This is a genomic window from Actinoallomurus bryophytorum (assembly GCF_006716425.1).
Taxonomy (GTDB): domain Bacteria; phylum Actinomycetota; class Actinomycetes; order Streptosporangiales; family Streptosporangiaceae; genus Actinoallomurus; species Actinoallomurus bryophytorum.
Window position 1 is genome coordinate 3976072 of record NZ_VFOZ01000001.1, and the last position, 19387, is coordinate 3995458.

Annotated in this window: 17 protein-coding genes; 15 read left to right on the plus strand and 2 right to left on the minus strand. The window is 69.5% G+C overall.

Features of this window, described 5'->3' with window-relative positions; translation table 11 throughout:
- Positions 1-39 precede the first annotated feature (39 nt).
- The 4 genes from FB559_RS18845 to FB559_RS18860 all read left to right on the plus strand — a co-directional run bounded on the left by FB559_RS18845 (position 40) and on the right by FB559_RS18860 (position 4026).
- The gene (locus FB559_RS18845) at positions 40-1347 is read left to right on the plus strand and encodes a hemolysin family protein (RefSeq protein WP_141956845.1); all 1308 of its coding nucleotides are present in this window, start codon (positions 40-42) and stop codon (positions 1345-1347) included.
- Positions 1348-1359: 12 nt separating this feature from the next.
- Entirely contained in the window at positions 1360-2403 is a 1044-nt protein-coding gene (gene trpS, locus FB559_RS18850) for a tryptophan--tRNA ligase (protein WP_141956846.1), read from the plus strand.
- 22 nt (positions 2404-2425) lie between these two features.
- The gene (locus tag FB559_RS18855) at positions 2426-2935 is read left to right on the plus strand and encodes a 2'-5' RNA ligase family protein (protein WP_141956847.1); all 510 of its coding nucleotides are present in this window, start codon (positions 2426-2428) and stop codon (positions 2933-2935) included.
- 92 nt (positions 2936-3027) lie between these two features.
- Complete coding sequence (locus FB559_RS18860) at positions 3028-4026, plus strand: YihY/virulence factor BrkB family protein (protein ID WP_185792286.1); 999 nt, start codon at positions 3028-3030, stop codon at positions 4024-4026.
- Here FB559_RS18860 and FB559_RS18865 read toward each other — a convergent pair whose 3' ends face one another.
- Positions 4027-5493, minus strand: a complete 1467-nt coding sequence (locus FB559_RS18865) for a D-alanyl-D-alanine carboxypeptidase family protein (protein ID WP_141956849.1) — start codon at positions 5491-5493, stop codon at positions 4027-4029.
- A gap of 67 nt (positions 5494-5560) precedes the next feature.
- Between FB559_RS18865 and FB559_RS18870 the strand changes: the two genes are divergently transcribed.
- From FB559_RS18870 to FB559_RS18920, 11 genes are all read left to right on the plus strand, one after another.
- Entirely contained in the window at positions 5561-5776 is a 216-nt protein-coding gene (locus tag FB559_RS18870) for an SCO4848 family membrane protein (RefSeq protein ID WP_141956850.1), read from the plus strand.
- A 36-nt stretch (positions 5777-5812) separates the two neighbouring features.
- Positions 5813-7423, plus strand: coding sequence for an acyl-CoA mutase large subunit family protein (locus tag FB559_RS18875; protein WP_141956851.1), 1611 nt, complete (start codon positions 5813-5815; stop codon positions 7421-7423).
- A gap of 38 nt (positions 7424-7461) precedes the next feature.
- Positions 7462-8235, plus strand: coding sequence for a maleylpyruvate isomerase family mycothiol-dependent enzyme (locus tag FB559_RS18880; RefSeq protein WP_141956852.1), 774 nt, complete (start codon positions 7462-7464; stop codon positions 8233-8235).
- A gap of 287 nt (positions 8236-8522) precedes the next feature.
- On the plus strand, positions 8523-9689 hold the full coding sequence (locus tag FB559_RS18885) for a glutamate--cysteine ligase (RefSeq protein WP_141956853.1): 1167 nt from the start codon (positions 8523-8525) through the stop codon (positions 9687-9689).
- Positions 9676-10947, plus strand: a complete 1272-nt coding sequence (locus tag FB559_RS18890; protein ID WP_141956854.1) for an amidohydrolase — start codon at positions 9676-9678, stop codon at positions 10945-10947. The genes FB559_RS18885 and FB559_RS18890 overlap by 14 nt, the downstream gene beginning before the upstream one ends.
- Positions 10948-11123: 176 nt before the next feature.
- Positions 11124-12170 (plus strand): BMP family lipoprotein, encoded by a 1047-nt coding sequence (locus tag FB559_RS18895; protein ID WP_246121728.1) that lies wholly within the window; start codon positions 11124-11126, stop codon positions 12168-12170.
- A 75-nt stretch (positions 12171-12245) separates the two neighbouring features.
- Positions 12246-13781, plus strand: a complete 1536-nt coding sequence (locus FB559_RS18900; RefSeq protein WP_141956855.1) for an ABC transporter ATP-binding protein — start codon at positions 12246-12248, stop codon at positions 13779-13781.
- Positions 13778-14872 carry an ABC transporter permease gene (locus tag FB559_RS18905; protein WP_246121730.1) on the plus strand — a complete coding sequence of 365 codons (1095 nt, stop codon included), beginning with the start codon at positions 13778-13780 and terminating at the stop codon, positions 14870-14872. Before FB559_RS18900 ends, FB559_RS18905 begins: the two co-directional genes overlap by 4 nt.
- Positions 14872-16128, plus strand: a complete 1257-nt coding sequence (locus FB559_RS18910) for an ABC transporter permease (RefSeq protein ID WP_425455118.1) — start codon at positions 14872-14874, stop codon at positions 16126-16128. The genes FB559_RS18905 and FB559_RS18910 overlap by 1 nt, the downstream gene beginning before the upstream one ends.
- The gene (locus FB559_RS18915; protein WP_141956857.1) at positions 16128-16514 is read left to right on the plus strand and encodes a cytidine deaminase; all 387 of its coding nucleotides are present in this window, start codon (positions 16128-16130) and stop codon (positions 16512-16514) included. The genes FB559_RS18910 and FB559_RS18915 overlap by 1 nt, the downstream gene beginning before the upstream one ends.
- A gap of 2 nt (positions 16515-16516) precedes the next feature.
- Positions 16517-17794 carry a thymidine phosphorylase gene (locus tag FB559_RS18920; protein ID WP_141961778.1) on the plus strand — a complete coding sequence of 426 codons (1278 nt, stop codon included), beginning with the start codon at positions 16517-16519 and terminating at the stop codon, positions 17792-17794.
- 66 nt (positions 17795-17860) lie between these two features.
- Here the strand turns inward: FB559_RS18920 and FB559_RS18925 are convergent, their stop codons facing one another.
- Complete coding sequence (locus FB559_RS18925) at positions 17861-19300, minus strand: FAD-dependent monooxygenase (protein WP_141956858.1); 1440 nt, start codon at positions 19298-19300, stop codon at positions 17861-17863.
- Between the last annotated feature and the right edge of the window lie 87 nt (positions 19301-19387).

Consider the following 19387-nt stretch of genomic DNA (forward strand, 5'->3'; position numbering starts at 1 on the left):
CCAGGACATGGACGACCCACATAGACACCGGCGTTTCCCATGACGGGAACGCTCGCCAGCGCTGCCATCGTCTTGGCGCTCATCGTGATCGAGGCGCTGTTCGTCGCGTCCGAGCTCGCTCTTGTCTCCCTCCGTGACAGTCAGGTCCGCCGGCTCGCCGAGCGCGGCCGGCGCGGCGCGGCGGTGGCCAAGCTCGTCAGCGACCCCAATCGCTTCCTCGCCGTCGTGCAGATCGGTGTCACCCTCACCGCGCTGCTGTCGTCAGCGTACGGAGCCGTGACGCTGTCGGGGACCGCCAAGGACGCCCTGGTCAAGCATGCCGGTATGTCCGACGGACTGGCCGGGTTCGTCGGCGTCGTCGGCGTCACGCTGATCATCTCCTACGTCACCCTGGTGATCGGCGAGCTGGCGCCCAAGCGCCTCGCCCTGCAGAACGCCGAGGGTGTGGCCGTGCTGGTCGGGCCCTTCCTGGACCGGATGGCGATCATCGCGCGGCCGGTCATCTGGCTGCTGTCCAAGTCCACCAACATCGTCGTGCGCACGCTCGGCGGGGACCCGAACACCTCACGCGAGGCGATCACCGCCGAGGAGGTACGGGCCCTGGTCGCGGGCAACACCGAGATCGCCCCGGACGAGCGCGACCTCATCGAGGAGGTCTTCGCGGCAGGCGAACGCCAGTTGCGCGAGGTGCTGGTGCCGCGTACCGAGGTGGAGTTCCTCGACGAGTCGACGCCGCTGTTCAAGGCCGCCCAGATCGCCGCGGGCAGCCCGCACTCGCGCTATCCGGTCTACCGCGAGTCCCATGACGACGTCGTCGGGTTCGTGCACGTCCGTGACCTGCTCGACCCGGCGCAGTCCGGGCTCTCGACGCCGGTCGGCGACGTCATCCGCCCGGTGCTGTACCTCCCGGCCAGCAAACGGGTGCTGGCCGTGCTGTCCGAGATGCGACGTGAGGGCCACCATCTGGCCATCGTCGTGGACGAGTACGGCGGCACGGCGGGGATCGTGACGCTCGAGGATCTCGTCGAGGAGCTGATCGGCGACATCCGCGACGAGTACGACGTCGAGGACGCCCAGGCACGACGCCTGCACGGCGGCGCGCTGGAGATCGACGGCCTGCTGAACCTCGACGACTTCGCCGACGAAACCGGCGTTGAGCTGCCCGAAGGCCCGTACGAGACGGTCGGGGGCTATCTCATGGCCGTTCTCGGTCATCTTCCCCAGGTAGGGGAGATGACCATGGTCGGCGGGCATCGTCTCTCTGTCACTGAGGTGGACGGCAGGAGGGTCGCGCGCGTACGCGTCACTCCTCCGCCGGTCCCCGAACCGGAGCACGACGAGTCCTGAGAGAATTCACGTATGCCCACCGAGCCCAATCCGTCGTCCACTCCGTCGGGTGCCGCGCGTCCGCGCGTCCTGTCCGGGATCCAGCCGACCGCCGACTCGTTCCACCTCGGCAACTACCTCGGCGCCCTTCGTCAGTGGGTCGCCATGCAGGACACCCACGACGCGTTCTACTGCGTCGTCGACCTGCACGCGATCACGATGGCGCACGATCCCGCGCTGCTGCGACGGCGTACGCGGGTCGCCGCGGCCCAGCTGTTCGCGATCGGCATCGACCCGGAACGCAGCACGCTGTTCGTGCAGAGCCACGTGCCCGAGCACGCCGAGCTGGCCTGGGTGCTGGGGTGCATCACCGGGTTCGGTGAGGCGAGCCGGATGACGCAGTTCAAGGACAAGTCGGCCAAGGAAGGCACCTCGGCGGCCTCGATCGGGCTGTTCACCTATCCGATCCTCCAGGCCGCCGACATCCTGCTCTACCAGGCCGACCAGGTCCCGGTCGGCGAGGACCAGCGGCAGCACCTGGAGCTGACCCGTACGCTCGCGCAGCGCTTCAACCACCGGTTCGGCGAGACGTTCGTGACGCCGGAGGCCTACATTCCCAAGGCCACCGCGAAGATCACCGACCTGCAGGAGCCCACGGCCAAGATGAGCAAGTCCTCGTCGTCGCCGCAGGGCATCCTCGACCTGCTCGACGACCCGGGCCCGCTGCGCAAGAAGGTCATGCGGGCGGTCACCGACACCGGCACCGAGATCGTCGCCGACGAGCAGAACAAACCCGGCGTGACGAACCTCCTGCGCATCTACTCCGCGCTGACCGACACGCCCATCCCGGACCTGGAGCGCCGCTACGAGGGCCAGGGGTACGGCACGTTGAAGAAGGATCTCGCCCAGTCCGTGCTCGACACCTTCACGCCGATCCGCGAGCGCACCGAAAAGCTCCTCGCCGACGAGGCACAGCTCGACCGGCTGCTGGCTCGCGGCGCCGAGCGGGCGAGCCAGGTCGCCCGGCGGACCATGGAGAACGTGCGCGATCGGGTCGGGTTCCTGGGCCGTGCCTGACCCGGGGGAAAGAACCATCGGGGTGGCCATCCCGATACCTGACCCGTACGGCCTCGAACTCCAGCGATCGCGTCAGTCGTTCGGAGATCCGCTCGCGCGGTCCATCCCGACGCACATCACGTTGATCCCCCCGATCCGGGTCACGCCGGCCGCGCTGGTGGAGATCGAGGGACACCTGCGCGAGGTGGCGGCGCAGGAGCGGCCCTTCCCGATCCTCCTGCGCGGCACGGGAACGTTCCGGCCGATCTCGCCGGTGGTGTTCGTCGCCCTGGCCATCGGGATCAGCGAGTGCGAGAACCTCGAGCGTCACGTACGGCGCGGCCCGCTGGAGCGCGCGCTGAAATTCCCCTACCATCCGCACGTGACGGTCGCTCATCATCTGTCCGATGAGCTGCTCGATCGGGCGTTCAAGGAGCTGTCCGAATACGAGGCGGAGTTTCCGGTCTGGGGTTTCTCGCTTTACGAACACGGTCTTGACGGCGTGTGGCGCCCCCAGCGCGACTTCGCCTTCGGCGCCGGAGTTTCGGGCTGAGACGTGCCCGTCGGACGCCTGGGGCCGAATCCGGGTTTCCGCTTTTGAATCTTTGTGCCTGCGGGGGGTAGTCCGTCGAAATGGCGGCGGTCGTGGATAGTCTGCGTCACTGGTTCAGCTCACTCCAAGACGGCGTCACCGGCGTCCTGCGCCGTTCCCGCGCCCGGTGGAGGACCTTCGACCACCTGGGCCGTGCCTACGACCGCTACCGCGACAAGCGCGGCGACCGGCTCGCGGCCGCGCTCAGCTTCTACGGCTTCCTGTCCTTCTTCCCGCTCGTCGCCCTGGCGTTCGCCGTCACCGGCTACGCGGTGGCGATCAGCCCGCACGCGCGCGACGCGGTCGCCAAGGCGATCGACCAGATCCTGCCGGAGCTGACCCACCGGCTCCCGGTGGCCCAGATCGCCTCGGCCAAGGCCGGTGCCGGGGTCCTCGCCCTCTTCGGGCTGGCGTGGAGCGGGCTGGGCTGGATCGGGGTCTGGCGCGAGTCGTTGCGCACGATGTGGCAAGGCGCCGCCGACGACGGCAACACCGTCGTCAACCGGCTCCGCGATCTCGGCGTGCTCTGGCTGCTCGGCCTGGCGCTGCTCGCGTCGGTGATCCTGTCCTCCGCGGCCTCGTCGGCGACGCACGCGGTGCTCGACTGGGTGGGGCTCGCGGACGTGACCGGCGCGGGCAGTCTCCTGCGGCTCATCGCCCTGTCCGTGGCGGTCGTCGCGGACGGCCTGATCTTCTTCATCCTGTTCACGACGCTGGCCGGCACGAAGGCGTCCTGGCGGCAGTTGCTGCGCGGCTGCGTGTTCGGCGCGATCGGGTTCGAGGTGCTCAAGCTCGTCGGCGCCTTCCTGGTCGCGCACACCGTACGTAACCCGGTGTACGCCTCCTTTGCGGTGATCGCCGGACTGGTGGTGTGGATCAACCTTTCGTCGCGGTTCATCCTGTTCACCGCCGCGTGGACGGCGACGCGCCGGGTGATCCTCAAGGCGGACGCGCCGCAGCCGGAGAAGCCGGAGTCGAACGAGTCCGAGGCGAAGGAGCCCGAGGCGAAGGAGCCCGAGCCGGAGGCGCCGCGATCGTCGCGCGAGTCCTGATCAGGAGTGCGTGGCCTCGTCGCCGTACGGCTCGTCGCGTGCCGTCTTCTTCCCCTCGGCCGATTCGCCGTTGTCCTGATCGACCGGCTCGAACGGGCCGCGTCCGTTCTGCGTCTCGCCGGCGCCCTCATCCGCGGGCTCCTGGATCGGGTTCGGGTGCGTCTGCCAGGAGGGCGGGACGTCGTCCCCGTCCGGTGTCGAGGGCGCTCCCGCGACCTTGACGTCGCCGGGCGGACGGCGTGACGGCGGTGGTGGCTTGTCGGCGCCGGATCCGGGGTCGGTCCAGTCATCGGACGGCAGCGGGTCACCGGCCGAAGGCTCTTCGGCGGGGCGGCGACGCCGCCGCAGGCCGAGGACCAGGCCGGCGATGATCGCGACGGCCGCGCCCGCGGGCAGCCCGACCTTCCACCAGTCGAGCCCGCCGGAGGACGCCCCGTGCGCGTCGGAGACCGGCCGGTTCGCCACGGCCTTCGGCGTGGGCTTGGCCGGCGGCGGTATCGGGTCCACGAGCGTGCCCACCGGCTCGGCCTTGGCGCGCTCCGCGAAGCCCCAGTTCAGCAGCTCGCGGGCGTCGGGCCAGAAGTCGGACTGGGCGTGCATGAGCGAAATGATGATCGTGTGCCCGTTGCGGGTGGCCGCGCCGACGAAGCTGCCCAGCGCGTGGCTGGTCCAGCCGTTCTTACCGCCGATCATGCCGGGGTAGCGGTCGCCGAGCAGGAGGTGGTCGTGCGTGCCGATCTCGTAGCCGCCGGTCTTGTGGCCCTTCTTGCGCTCCTCCTTGGTCGGCAGCGCCGGCCATTGGTAGAGCGTCGCCCCGACGTACTTGCGGAAGTCGTGCAGGGTCAGGCCCTGCTTCATGATCAGGGCCAGATCGTACGCGGAGCTGTGCTGCTGTTTCAGCGTGAGCGGCGGGTCGTCGTCCAGGCCGTTCGGCGTACGGGCGACGGTGTCGAGCGCCTGGATGCGGTGGGCCTCGGCGTTCATCGCGGCGAGCGTGTGCGGCATCCCGCCGCCCGCCTCGGCGAGCGCGATCGCGGCGTCGTTGCCGGACACCATCAGCAGGCCGTGGAACAGGTCGTTCACCGTGTAGGACAGCTTGGTGTCCAGGCCGACCGCGGAGCCGGAGGCGTTGACGGCGGCGGGGGAGGGCTTGAACTTCTTGTGCGGGTCCAGCCGGGGGATCAGCGTGATCGCGGTGAGCGTCTTGAGCGTGCTCGCCGGGCGGTAGTGCCCGTGCGGGTCCTTGGCCGCCAATACACGGCCCGTCTCCAGGTCCGCGATGACGTACGAGGACGCCGTGATGTGCGGCGGCTCCGCGGTTCCCGGATCGTGGATGTAGCCGTGGCCGGCCAGCTTGGCGCCGCCGACCGTGGTGCCGGCGCTCGCGGTGCCGGCATGTGCCGCGGGGACGTACAGAAGAGATCCTGCAGTGCCGCAGACGGCGAGCAAAGAGACGACTTTTCGCATGGCGGCCCAACGCTAGACGACCAGTACCTGAATGACCACATGGGTCTACCCCTGATAATGGTGCTTGATGAACATCTCTCGGCTTGCATCAGGATTTGTGCTGGGTCTTGCCGCATTCATGATCTTTGAATGGCTCATGCTCGCGAAGAATCTGGGTAGTGGCCCGGCCCGCTCGACGGCGTTCTACGTCGTGCACGGAATCCTGGTATGTGTGAACATCGTGCTGGCGATCGTGCTCGGCACCATCGGGTGGCGCGCCTGGAGTTCCTCGCGGCGCGGCTGACCGGCCCGGGGATCGAGTGGGAAGGGTGATTGCACCATGGACTCGGAGTCGGGACTGCCGATCGAGCCCGTCTATGGACCGGACACGCGGGCCGGGGCCGACCCCGCCGCGCTGGGCGAGCCGGGGGAGTTCCCCTTCACCCGTGGCGTCTATCCCACGATGTACACCAGCCGGCCGTGGACGATGCGGCAGTACGCCGGGTTCGGCACGGCGGCGGAGTCGAACCGCCGCTACCACCAGCTGATCGAGGCGGGCACGGCCGGTCTCTCGGTCGCCTTCGACCTGCCCACCCAGATGGGCTACGACTCGGACGCGACGATGGCGCTCGGCGAGGTCGGCAAGGTCGGCGTGGCGATCGACTCCATCGAGGACATGCGGACGCTGTTCGACGGCATCCCGCTGGACCAGGTGTCCACGTCGATGACGATCAACGCCCCCGCCGCGGTGCTCCTGCTGCTCTACCAGCTCGTCGCCGAAGAGCAGGGCATACCCGCCGGCAAACTCACCGGGACGATCCAGAACGACATCCTCAAGGAGTACATCGCCCGGGGCACCTACATCTTCCCGCCCAAGCCCAGCCTGCGCCTGGTCGCCGACTCCTTCCGCTACTGCAAGGAGGAGATCCCGAGGTGGAACACCATCTCGATCTCCGGCTACCACATGGCCGAGGCGGGGGCGACGCCCGTACAGGAGATCGCGTTCACCCTCGCGAACGCCAAGGAGTACGTGCGCGCCGCGGTCGAGTCCGGTCTGGAGGTCGACGCGTTCGCACCCCGGCTGTCCTTCTTCTTCGTGGCCCGCACCACGTTGCTGGAGGAGATCGCAAAGTTCCGCGCGGCACGCCGGATCTGGGCGCACATCATGGCCGAGGAGTTCGGCGCGAAGAACCCCAAGTCGCAGATGCTGCGCTTCCACACCCAGACCGCCGGGGTCCAGCTCACCGCCCAGCAGCCCGAGGTCAACATGGTGCGGGTCGCCATCCAGGCGCTCGGCGCGGTCATGGGCGGCACCCAGTCGCTGCACACCAACTCCTACGACGAGGCCATCGCGCTGCCCACCGAGAAGGCCGCGCGCCTCGCCCTGCGCACCCAGCAGGTGATCGCCAACGAGTCCGACCTGACCAGGACCGTCGACCCGTTCGCGGGCTCGTACGCCGTCGAGTCGATGACCGATGACATCGAGGAGGCCACCCGCGCCCTCATGGACCAGGTCGAGGAGTTCGGCGGCGCGGTGAACGCCATCGAAAAGGGCTTCCAGAAGAACGAGATCGAGCGGTCCGCCTACCGCACGGCGCTGGAGATCGACCATGGTGAGCGGGTCGTGGTCGGCGTCAACAAGTTCCGTACCGACGGCGACGAGCCCTACGATCCGCTGCGCGTGGACCCGTCGATCGGCGAGGCGCAGGCCGCCAAGCTGGCCAGGCTCCGCGACGAACGCGACGGTGACGAGGTACGCCGGCGGCTCGACGAGCTGCGCGGGCTCGCGGAGAAGGAAGGCGCGCAGGCCGAGGAGGGCGACCTGTCGGCCGGTGACGCCAACCTCCTCTATCCGCTGCGGGAGGCGCTGCGGGCGCGCGCGACGGTCGGCGAGGTCTGCGACGCGCTGCGCGACGTCTGGGGCGTCTACGTCCCGCCGGACGCGTACTGACCTGATCCAGCGCACCCCCGGCGAACGGAGACAGATCCATGGGCGAGACGGCCTGGCAGACCAACATCGACGCCTTCGAGCAGACGTCATGGTCGATGCTCGCGCTCGGCGACGAGCTCGATCCGGCGGACTGGGACCGCCCGACGGAGTGCCCCGGCTGGTCGGTCAAAGACCAGTACTCACATATCCTGGGAGTCGAGCGGTATCTGCTCGGTGACACCGACGACGGTGAGACCCGCACCGCGGCCAACACCGCGATCGACGTCGAGGCGCGGCGCGACAGTGAGCCCGCGAAGATCCTCGGTGAGCTGCGCGACGTCATCGACCGGCGACTGACGATGCTGCGCTCCGGAGCGATCGATCTGTCCGAGATGACCGACACACCGTTCGGGCGCACCATGCCCTACGGCGACTTCGTGGCCAACCGGGCGTTCGACGTCTGGATGCACGAACAGGACGTACGGCGGGCTGTGGCGCGTCCGGGCAACCTGGACGGGCCGGGCGCCGACTGCTCGAGGCAGATCCTCGCCGGAGCCCTGCCGTTCGTGATCGGCAAGCGCGCGGGGGCCGCACCCGGGCAGGCCGTGGTCATCGAGACGCCGGAGCACCGGTGGCGCGTCGAGATCGGCGACGACCGCCGGGCGCGTTTTCGCGACGGCGAGACCGAGCAGGCCGTACGCCTCCGCATGGCGTGGGAGACGTTCGTACGCCTCGGCGGTGGCCGGATCCCGGCCACCGGCGCCGACGTCGAGATCGACGGTGACACGGACCTCGCGGGCCGCATCCTGGCGGGGATGGCCATCACGCCTTGACCATGCCCGAGCGCCGACGATCGGCCGGTCATGATCAATTTGGTCATTAGTAGGGATTGCGTGTAGCCGAAACGGGTGGCAACGATGAGCGCACGGGTGCTCAGCTTGAGTCAACCGCACATCGCGGGGCAAAGACGTCGCGAGCCCGGCCGCCATGAGCGGCATCATTGTCCCCAGGTCCAAGCGGGACCATCCGGTATCCACGAGCCGCCGGTCGGTGGACGTGCTGGCCGGATTGTGCCACGTGCGTGGCATTAACCTGCAAGGATTGAGATCGGAGGTTGGCCGTGGCCATCGAGTTCAACGCATCACGGGGAGCCACACTCGGCGTCGAGTGGGAGCTCCAGCTCGTCGACGCCGAGACCATGCGTCTCAGGCAGGACGCGCGCGAGGTGCTGGCCGCGCTGCCCGGACTCAGCGAGGCCCAGGAGAATCCGAAAATCCGGCACGAGCTCATGGAATCCACCGTGGAGATCGTCACCGGCATCTGCCACACGGTCTCCGAGGCCCGCGCCGACCTCGCCGCCACGATCGCCGACCTGCGCTCCGTGACCGATCCACGGGGCACCGCTCTCGCGTGCACCGGCACCCATCCGATCAGTGACTGGCGCGACGCCGTCATGGCGCCGGTCCAGCGTTACGCCGAGCTCGTCGAGCAGATGCAGTGGCTCGCGCGGCGCATCCAGACCTTCGGGGTGCACGTCCACGTCGGCGTCCGCTCGGCCGACAAGGCCGTGCCGATCGTGAACGCGCTGTCCGCCTACCTTCCCCACTTCCTCGCGCTGACCGCGTCGAGCCCGTTCTGGAGCGGCAGCGACACCGGGCTCGCCTCCAGCCGGGCGATCGTGTTCGGCTCGCTCCCCACGGCCGGGCCGCCGCACCTGCTCGCCGACTGGGCCGAGTTCGAGGACTACATGGACACGCTGCTGCGGGCCGGCACGATCCGCAGCATCAAAGAGGTGTGGTGGGACATCCGGCCGCATCCGGACTTCGGCACCATCGAGATCCGGATGTTCGACGGGATCCCGACCTTGCGCGAGGTCGGGATGGCGGCGGCGCTCTGCCAGTCGCTCGTCGAACTCTTCGACCACCAGCTCGACCGGGGCTACACGCTGCCGAGCCCGGCCGCCTGGGTCGTACGCGACAACAAGTGGCGTGCGACCCGTTATGGCCTGGACGCCATCGTCATCACCGACGACCAGGGCACGACGGCCCCGCTCCGCGACGAGCTGTACGAACTGGTGCACGAGCTGGAGCCGATCGCGGACCGGCTCGGCTGCGCCGAAGACCTGAAAGTCGTCTCGGACGTGCTCGACCACGGCGCCCCGTACGAACGCCAGCGCGGCATCATCGCCGCCGGCGGCTCGATGGAGGACATCGTCGCGGCGGGCATCACGGAGTTCCGGGAGGACAGATTCGTGAATCCACGGGAGGTGACACATGCGGGGATCTGAACTCCGCGGCAATGAGCCCACCGACGGGCCGGGAGGAGGGCTGCAAGCACAGCTCGACTCCTTTCTCGCCGGTCAAGGGGACCGGCTGATCGCCTTCCGGCGCGACATCCACATGCACCCCGAGCTCGGTTTCGCCGAGCACCGCACGACCGCACGCATCGCGGAGGAGCTGACCGCCGCCGGGCTGCGCCCGACGCCGCTGCCCAAGGGCACCGGGCTGATCTGCGAGGTCGGCTGCGGCGACGGACCGGTCGTGGCGCTGCGGGCCGACATCGACGCGCTGCCGCTGCCGGACGAGAAGGACGTCCCCTACCGCTCCACCGTGCCCGGCGTCGCCCACGCCTGCGGGCACGACGTCCACACCACGATCCTGCTCGGCGTGGCGCGGTTCTTCGCCCAGCAGGCCGCCGCCGGGCAGCTGCCCGGACGCGTACGCCTGATCTTCCAGCCCGCCGAGGAGAACCCCGGCGGCGCCCTCGACGTCATGGCGGCCGGTGGCATCGCCGGTGTCGACCGGATCTTCGCCCTCCACTGCGACCCCCGCGTGGAGGTCGGCCGGCTCGGCCTGCGGGCCGGCCCCATCACCGCCGCCTGCGACAAGGTCAACGTCCGGGTCAGCGGCCCAGGTGGCCACACCGCACGCCCCCACCTCACCGCCGACCTGGTCTACGCCCTGGCCAAGATCGTGACCGAGCTGCCGGCCGCGTTGTCGCGCCGGGTCGACCCGCGTTCCAGCCTCAGCCTGGTCTGGGGCCAGATCGCGGCCGGATCGGTGGCCAACGCCATCCCCGACGAGGGCGTCGCCCAGGGCACGGTGCGCTGCCTCGACGACGAGGCGTGGCACTCGGCTCCGGACCTGATGAAGGCCCTGCTCGACTCGGTGGCCAGCGCGTACGACGTCAAGGCCGAGCTCGACTACGTCCGCGGCGTTCCCCCCACCGTCAACGAGAAGACCAGCGTGGACATGTTCCGCGCCGCGGTCGGCAGTGTGCTCGGCGAGGAGGGCGTGACCGGCACGCCGCAGAGCCTCGGCGGCGAGGATTTCGGCTGGTACCTGGAGTCGATTCCCGGTGCGCTGGCACGGCTCGGCGTCGCCGCACCCGGCATGGCCGGGGCGTACGACCTTCACCGGGGCACCTTCGACGTGGACGAACGCTGCATTTCCATCGGTGTCCGCGTCATGGTCGCCACCGCACTCACCGCGCTGTGGGAAAGTCGCCGCGCGGGCGCCACCGAGCCCGTCGGCGAGCCGGCCTGAGCCCGGTCAGGCCGGTCTTCACCCGGCCTGACCTGTGACGATGGGCTTTCGCCTTGATAACGGACACGTTGCGACACGGTAGCTTTGTTCCGTCCAACCGCCGCTGCGGACTAATCTCCAGGAGATTCGTGCCGGTGGCACATTTCGGGCGGGGTTGGACAAACGGAGGAGCTACCTTGCGCCATGGAGTGAAGATAACCGCCATTGCGGCGAGTGCGGTCATGGCGCTGAGCGCCGCCGGTTGTGGTGGCAAGAAGGCGACCACCGGTGGCGGCAGCGGTGGCGATGGCAAGAAGACGGTGAAGGTCGGCCTCGCCTATGACGTGGGCGGCCGTGGTGACAAGTCGTTCAACGACGCCGCCTACGCCGGCCTGCAGAAGGTCCAGAGCGAGCTGAAGCTCGACGTCAAGGACCTCGAGGCCAAAGAGGGCGAGAGCGACAACGACAAGATCCAGCGGCTCGACCTGCTGGCCAAGTCGGGCTACAACCCGGTCGTCGCGGTGGGCTTCGTGTACGCCCCGGCGCTGGCCAAGGTCGCCAAGAAGTACCCGAACACCAAGTTCGCGATCGTGGACGACAACACCGTCCAGCTGCCGAACGTGACCGACCTGCTGTTCGCCGAGCAGGAGGGGTCCTACCTCGTCGGGGCCGCGGCCGCGAAGAAGTCCAAGACCGGCAACATCGGCTTCGTCGGTGGCGTGCAGACGCCGCTGATCAAGAAGTTCGAGGTCGGCTACATCGCGGGCGCCAAGAAGATCAACCCGAAGATCAAGGTCCAGGTCAAGTACATCTCCCAGCCGCCGGACTTCACCGGCTTCAAGGACCCGGCCAAGGGCAAGACGATCGCCCAGGGCATGTACGACCAGGGCGCCGACGTCGTGTACGCCGCGGCGGGCCTGTCCGGCACCGGTTCACTCCAGGCGGCCACCGCCGACAAGAAGTGGTTCATCGGTGTGGACTCCGACCAGTACAAGACCGCACCGGCGGACGAGCAGCCCTGGGTCCTGACCTCGATGCTCAAGCGGGTGGACACCGCGGTGTTCAACTTCGTCAAGAGCGTCGGCGACGGCACCGTCCAGAAGGGCGATGTCCGGTTCAGCCTCAAGAACGACGGCATCGACTACTCGACGTCGAACCCGGCGGCTCTCGGCGACCTGCCGACCACGCTGAACGACCTCAAGCAGCAGATCATCTCCGGAGCGATCACGCCGCCTGAGAAGTGACAACGATCAGTGCTCGGGCCCGGGAGGGCGGCCGCTTCGGCCTCCCTCCCGGGCTCACTGGCGTAGGAGCGGGGCATGTCCACCACTGAGTCGGCGACCACTGGGCCGGCGGTCGAGCTGCACGGCATCACCAAACGTTTCCCCGGCGTAGTGGCCAACCACGACATCGAGATCGAGGTCGCGGCCGGCACAGTGCACGCGATCGTCGGGGAGAACGGCGCGGGGAAGTCCACCCTGATGAAGATCCTCTACGGCATGCAGCGGCCGGACGAGGGGACCATCAAGGTGGCGGGCGAGGAGGTCAGCCTGCACAGTCCGGCCGACGCCATCGCGCGCGGCATCGGCATGGTGCACCAGCACTTCATGCTCGCCGACAACCTCAGCGTCCTGGAGAACGTCGTACTCGGCGCCGAGAAGCTGCACGGCATCGGCGGCAAGGCGCGGCGCCGGATCGAGGAGATCTCCCGCCAGTACGGGCTCGGTGTCGAGCCCGGCCGGCTGGTGGAACAGCTCGGCGTCGGCGCGCGGCAGCGCGTCGAGATCCTCAAGGTGCTCTACCGCGGCGCGAAGATCCTCATCCTGGACGAGCCCACCGCCGTGCTCGTACCCCATGAGGTCGAGGAGCTCTTCGGCAACCTGCGCGACCTCAAGCGCGAGGGCCTGACCGTCATCTTCATCTCGCACAAGCTGGACGAGGTGCTGTCGGTGGCCGACACCATCACGGTCATCCGGCGCGGCACCACGGTCGACACGGTCCGGCCCGGCGACGTCACCGCCCGGCAGCTCGCCGAGCTCATGGTCGGCAGCGAGCTGCCCGTACCCGAGCTGCGCGAATCCACCGTGACCGACGTGCCGGTGCTCACCCTGCGCGACGTCACCGTACGCGACGCCGCCGGCCGCGCGATCGTGGACGACGTCTCCCTGACGATCCACGAGGGCGAGATCCTCGGCATCGCCGGTGTCGAGGGCAACGGCCAGGCCGAGCTGGTCGAGGCGATCATGGGCATGCTGCCCGTCGACTCCGGCGTCATCTCCCTCGGCGAGACCGACCTGACCGGCCTGGCGACCCGGCGGCGCCGCGAGGCGGGCATCGGGTTCATCCCCGAGGACCGGCACCGGCACGGCCTGCTGCTGGAGTCCCCGCTGTGGGAGAACCGCATCCTCGGCCACCAGACCAGGCCGCCGAACGTCAAGGGTGGTCTGATCGACCGCCAGGGCGCTCGCCGTGACACCGAGCGGATCGTGCGCGAGTACGACGTGCGTACGCCCGGCATCGACGTCACCGCGTCGTCGCTGTCCGGCGGCAACCAGCAGAAACTGATCGTCGGACGAGAGATGTCCGATGCGCCGAAACTGCTCATCGCCGCCCATCCGACGCGCGGCGTCGACGTCGGCGCCCAGTCCGCGATCTGGGATCACCTGCGCCACGCGCGCGCCGACGGCCTCGCGGTGCTGCTCATTTCGGCGGACCTGGACGAACTGATCGGCATGTCGGACACGCTGCGGGTGATCCTGCGCGGCCGCCTCGTCGGTGAGGCGGACCCCGCCACCACCACACCGGACCAGCTCGGCTCCCTGATGACCGGCGCCGGAGAGGGGAGTGCCGCGTGATCTACCGAGTGCTCGCGAAATCGTACACGCGGACCATCGTCGCGGCCCTCGTCGCGCTGATCTTCTCCATCGCCATCACGTCGATCGTGTTGTCGGTGAGCGGGTTCAACCCGCCCTCGACGTTCCAGGCGATGTTCGAGTTCGGCAAGGAGCCGGACAGCATCGTCAACACGGTGAACCGCGCGGCGACGTACTACCTGTCCGCGCTCGCCGTCGCGGTCGGCTTCCGGATGAACCTGTTCAACATCGGCGTCGACGGGCAGTACCGCCTCGCGGCGATGCTCGCGGCGGCGGCGGGAGGCGCGTGGGCGCTGCCGGTCGTGCTGCACCAGGTCGTGATCGTCGTGGTGGCGGTCGTCGTCGGCGGCCTCTGGGCCGCCATCGCGGCCTTCCTCAAGGTGACCCGGGGCGTCAGCGAGGTCATCTCGACGATCATGCTGAACTTCATCGCCTCCGGCGTCATCGCCTTCCTGCTGAACCCGAGTCGCCTGGCGACCAAGGTGGCCGGCAGCAACAACATCGGCACCAAGCCGATCTCCTCCTCCGGCCGGATGCCCGGCATCACCTACCCCGGCAGCGAGCTGAAGGTCTACAGCTTCGTGCTGGTCGCCGCCCTGGCCGGTTTCGCCTTCTGGTTCATGGTCAACCGCACCCGGTTCGGCTACGACCTGCGGGCCACGGGCCTGTCCCAGAGTGCGGCGGTGGCCAGCGGCGTCGACGCGAAGCGCATGGTCGTCGTCGCGATGTGCATGTCCGGCGCGATCGCGGGCCTGGTCGGCATGCCGCAGCTGCTCGGCGGCTCGTACTCCTACTCACTCGACTTCCCCACCGGGATCGGGTTCACCGGGATCGGCATCGCGCTCCTCGGCCGCAACAGCCCGGTCGGCATCGCGTTCGCATCCCTGCTCTGGGCGTTCCTGGACCAGTCATCGCAGATCCTGGACTTCAACGACATCCCGAAGGAGATCGTGGCGATCACCCAGGCCGCGGTCCTGCTGTCGGTGGTGGTCGTCTACGAGATCGTCAACCGAGTCGGTAAGCGCATCGACCAGCGGCACGTCGCCGCGCAGCTCGGAGAGGTCCCAGCATGATCGAACAGGAGGTCCGGACCCCGGCGCCGGACACCGGCGGCGCGCGTCCGCGGGGCGCCACCCGTGGTCTGGTCATCGGCCTGGGGGTCTTCGTCGCCCTGATCCTGCTGCGGCTGATCACCGGCGAGACCGACATCACGTCCAGCGGCACGATGGGCGCGACGCTCGCCCTCGCGGTGCCGATCGGCATGGCCGCGCTCGGCGGCCTGTGGTCCGAACGCTCCGGCGTGGTCAACATCGGCCTCGAAGGCATGATGACCTTCGGCACCTGGGGCGCGGCCTTCGGCGCGTACTTCAGCGGCAACCCCTGGCTGGGACTGCTCTGCGGCGTCATCGGCGGCGCGCTGGGCGGGCTGCTGCACGCGATCGCCACGGTGACCTTCGGCGTCGACCACATCGTGTCCGGCGTGGCGATCACCATCCTCGCGCCGGGCGTCACGCGTTACCTGTCGGACCTGCTCTTCACCGACGAGCAGGGCGGCGGCGCGACCCAGTCGCCGCCGCTGCCGAGCTTCCCGACGTGGAGCGTGCCCGGCGTCGGCAAGCCGCTCGGCTCGCTCGAGAACCACCACTGGATCCTGATCTCGGACCTGGCCGGCCTCGTACGCGGAGTGCTGACGGGACTCTCGCCGATCACGCTGATCGCGATCCTGCTGGTCCCGGCCTCCTTCTTCCTGCTGTGGCGTACGGCCTTCGGGTTGCGGCTGCGTTCGTGCGGGGAGAACCCCATCGCCGCCGAGTCGCTCGGCGTGAAGGTTTACCGGATGAAGTACGCCGCCGTGGTGATCTCCGGTGGCCTCGCCGGTCTCGGCGGGGTGTTCCTGGCCATGGTGGCGTCCTCGAACTACCAGGAGGGGCAGGTCAACGGCCGCGGTTACATCGGCCTCGCCGCGATGATCTTCGGCAACTGGCGGCCGGGCATGGTCGCCGGCGGCGCCGGCCTGTTCGGCTACGCCGACGCGCTGCAGCTGCGCGGCGGCGCGGGCGCGGTGCACGCCATGCTGCTGCTGATCGGCATCGGCCTGCTGGCACTGGCGGTCTGGCGCGGCTACAAGGGCCGTTACGTCGCCGCGGTGATCTCGGCCGTGGTCGCCGTCGGCGTGCTCCTGTGGTTCTTCCTGACCGACGAGCTGCCGCGGGAGATCGTCACGTACAGCCCGCACATCACGACGCTGCTGGTGCTCGCGTTCGCCGCGCAACGGCTGCGAATGCCCGCCGCCGACGGCATGCGTTATCGCAAGGGTGAGGGAGCTTGATGGTCGACTGGCCCGCGCTGCGGGAGGCCGCGCGTACGGCCATGGCCGGTGCCTACGCGCCGTACTCCGGCTATCCGGTCGGTGCGGCCGGGCTGACCGACGACGGGCGGATCGTCACCGGCTGCAACGTGGAGAACGCCTCGTACGGGCTGGGGCTCTGCGCGGAGTGCGGCCTGGTCTCGGCGCTGCACGGCACCGGCGGCGGGCGGCTCGTGGCGGTCTCGGTGGTCGAGGGGCGCGGCGAGCCGGTGATGCCCTGTGGGCGCTGCCGCCAGTTGCTGTGGGAGCACGGCGGCCCGGACCTGCTCCTGGAGACCGTACGCGGCGTGCGGCCGATGCGTGAGGTGCTGCCGGACGCGTTCGGCCCCGAGGACCTCGAAAGGTGAACATGATCTTCGACGCGGTCGACGTCATCCGGACCAAGCGTGACGGCGGTTCGCTGAGCCCCGAACAGATCGACTGGGCGGTCGACGCTTACACCCAGGGCACGATCGCCGAGGAGCAGATGGCCTCCCTGGCGATGGCGATCCTGCTCCGGGGGATGACGCGTGCCGAGGTCGCGCGCTGGACCGACGCCATGATCCGCTCGGGCGAGCGGATGGACTGGTCCCGGCTCTCGCGGCCGACGACCGACAAGCACTCCACGGGCGGGGTCGGAGACAAGATCACGCTGCCATTGGCGCCGACGGTCGCCGCGTGCGGCGCGGCGGTGCCGCAACTGTCCGGACGCGGCCTCGGCCACACCGGCGGCACGCTCGACAAGCTGGAGTCCATCCCCGGCTGGCGCGCCTCGCTGTCGAACGAGGAGATGCTGGACGTCCTCGCCAAGGCGGGCGCGGTCGTGTGCGCGGCCGGCTCGGGCCTGGCACCGGCCGACCGCAAGCTGTACGCGCTGCGCGACGTCACCGGCACCGTCGAGTCCATCCCGCTCATCGCCAGCTCGATCATGTCCAAGAAGATCGCCGAGGGCACGGGTGCTCTGGTGCTCGACGTCAAGGCGGGCTCGGGGGCGTTCATGAAGAACGCCGACGACGCCCGCGAACTGGCCCGGACCATGGTCGGCATCGGCACCGACCACGGGGTCAGGACGGTCGCGCTCCTCACCGCCATGGACACGCCGCTCGGCCGCGCCGTGGGCAACGCGGTCGAGGTGACCGAGTCCGTGGAGGTACTCGCGGGAGGCGGGCCCTCCGACGTGGTCGAGCTGACCGTCGCCCTGGCCCGCGAGATGCTGGCCGCCGCCGACCTGACCGGCGGCAAGGACCCGGCCGAGGCGCTACGCGACGGCTCGGCGATGGACGCCTGGCGGCTCATGATCACCGCCCAGGGCGGTGACCCGGACGCCGCGCTCCCCACGCCGAACGAGTCGCACGACGTCCTGGCACCCGAGTCGGGCGTACTCTCACGCCTGGACGCGTACGGCGTGGGGGTGGCCGCCTGGCGCCTGGGCGCCGGCCGTGCACGCAAAGAGGACCCGGTCTCGCATGCCGCCGGCATCACCCTGCACGCCAAGCCGGGCGACACGGTACGCGAGGGACAGCCGCTGCTGACACTGCACGCCGACTCGGCGGACCGGTTCGAGCGCGCCTTGGAGGCACTGGAGGGCGCGTACGAGGTGGGTGGCGAGCCGGAACGGCTGCCACTGATCATCGACCGGATCGCGTGACCTGCCGGTATCTGTCGGTCCGGGCCGCACCGTACGCGAGGGGCATCGTGGCCTCGGGCCCGGCCGTCAGATGTTTGCGCTCGAGCACTCCGCGGCGCCGAACCAGGCCCGCAGTGGCCCCTTGACGTCCTCGCCGGGTGCCGCCGCGCACACGTACCCGTCCGGCCTGACCAGCACTGCTTCGACGTCGTCCCAGGGCAGGGCGTCTACCAGGGCGGATACGATCCGGCCGTGGTAGGGCAGGGCGGGAGCGAGGTGGTCCTCGCGGGTGGCCAGCAGGACGCCGTGGCCGGTGTGGAACAACTCGCTCGCCCAGCCGGTTCCGGTCCGGAAGTCGGGCAGGCGGGTGCCGACGTGGCCGGGGCCACCGTAGTCGACGCCCAGACCGCTGATCATGCCGGCCGTGACGCGGTTGGCGTCGGGTAGGGCGAGCAAGGTGGTCAGGATGTCGTGCAAGGCTGTGTTGCCGGGGTCGGGGCCCTGCACGGCGGACTGTGCGCGGACGTTGGCCAGCACGCTTGCGCCGACGGGGTGCCTTTCGGTCTCGTAGGTGTCGAGCAGGCCGTCGGGGACCTGGCCGGTGAGGACGGCGGCCAGTTTCCAGCCCAGGTTGAACGCGTCCTGGACGCCGGTGTTCAGTCCTTGGCCGCCGATCGGCAGGTGGACGTGGGCGGCGTCGCCGGCCAGGAACACGCGGCCCACGCGATACTTCTCGGCCTGGCGGGCCGCGTTGCCGAAGCGTGAGGCGTACGGGATGTCGACCAGCTCGTACTCGTCGCCGTAGAACAGGTGGAACCGGTCGGTCACCTCCGCCGTCGTGGGCTCGTCGGCGTCCCCACCGGAATAGACGAACCGGTACAGGCCCGGCTCACCGATCGGCACGACGCTGGCGAAGGTCCCGTCGGGTCGGCGCCGCCGCGCCTGGCCCATCGAGCTCCACCCGGCCGGTGGTCGTGCCGTGCCCGCGCCGAGGATGACGTCGGCGACGGTGTTCCATCGCGTGGCGTCGGTGCCGGGGAACGCCACTCCGAGCAGCTTGCGTACGGTGCTGCGACCGCCGTCGCACCCGACCAGACAGCGCGCCCGCAGCGTCTCGGGTCCGTGAACGGTGACGCCCTCGTCGTCCTGCTCGAACCCGATCAGCCGCCAGTCCCGGCGCAGGTCGCCACCGAGGCCCCCGAGCCGGTCCTCCAGAAGCTCCTCGACACGTGCCTGAAGGACCCCCATCTGGTACGGGTACCGGGTGTCGAGCGCGGTGTAGTCGAGGGAGACGCCCGCGAAGTGGCCCCCGTCGATCCGGCCGATCGCGTGTTCGCCCGCGTCCGGCAGCAGCCCGCGCAGGTCGAAGAGCTCGGCGGTGCGCGGCTGCAGGTTCATCGCCTTGCTCTGCCCACTACGTACGTCGAGTGCCTCGACGACGATCGGCCGCACACCGGCCAGGGCCAGCTCGGTCGCCACCGTCAGGCCGGTCGGCCCGGCACCCGCGATGATCACATCGGCGTCCATGGAACTCCTTCGACGGCTGTCGGAACCATTGGGTGGTACCGTACCATGTTTGATACTGCATCAATGTTGGTCTGGTACCATAAATGG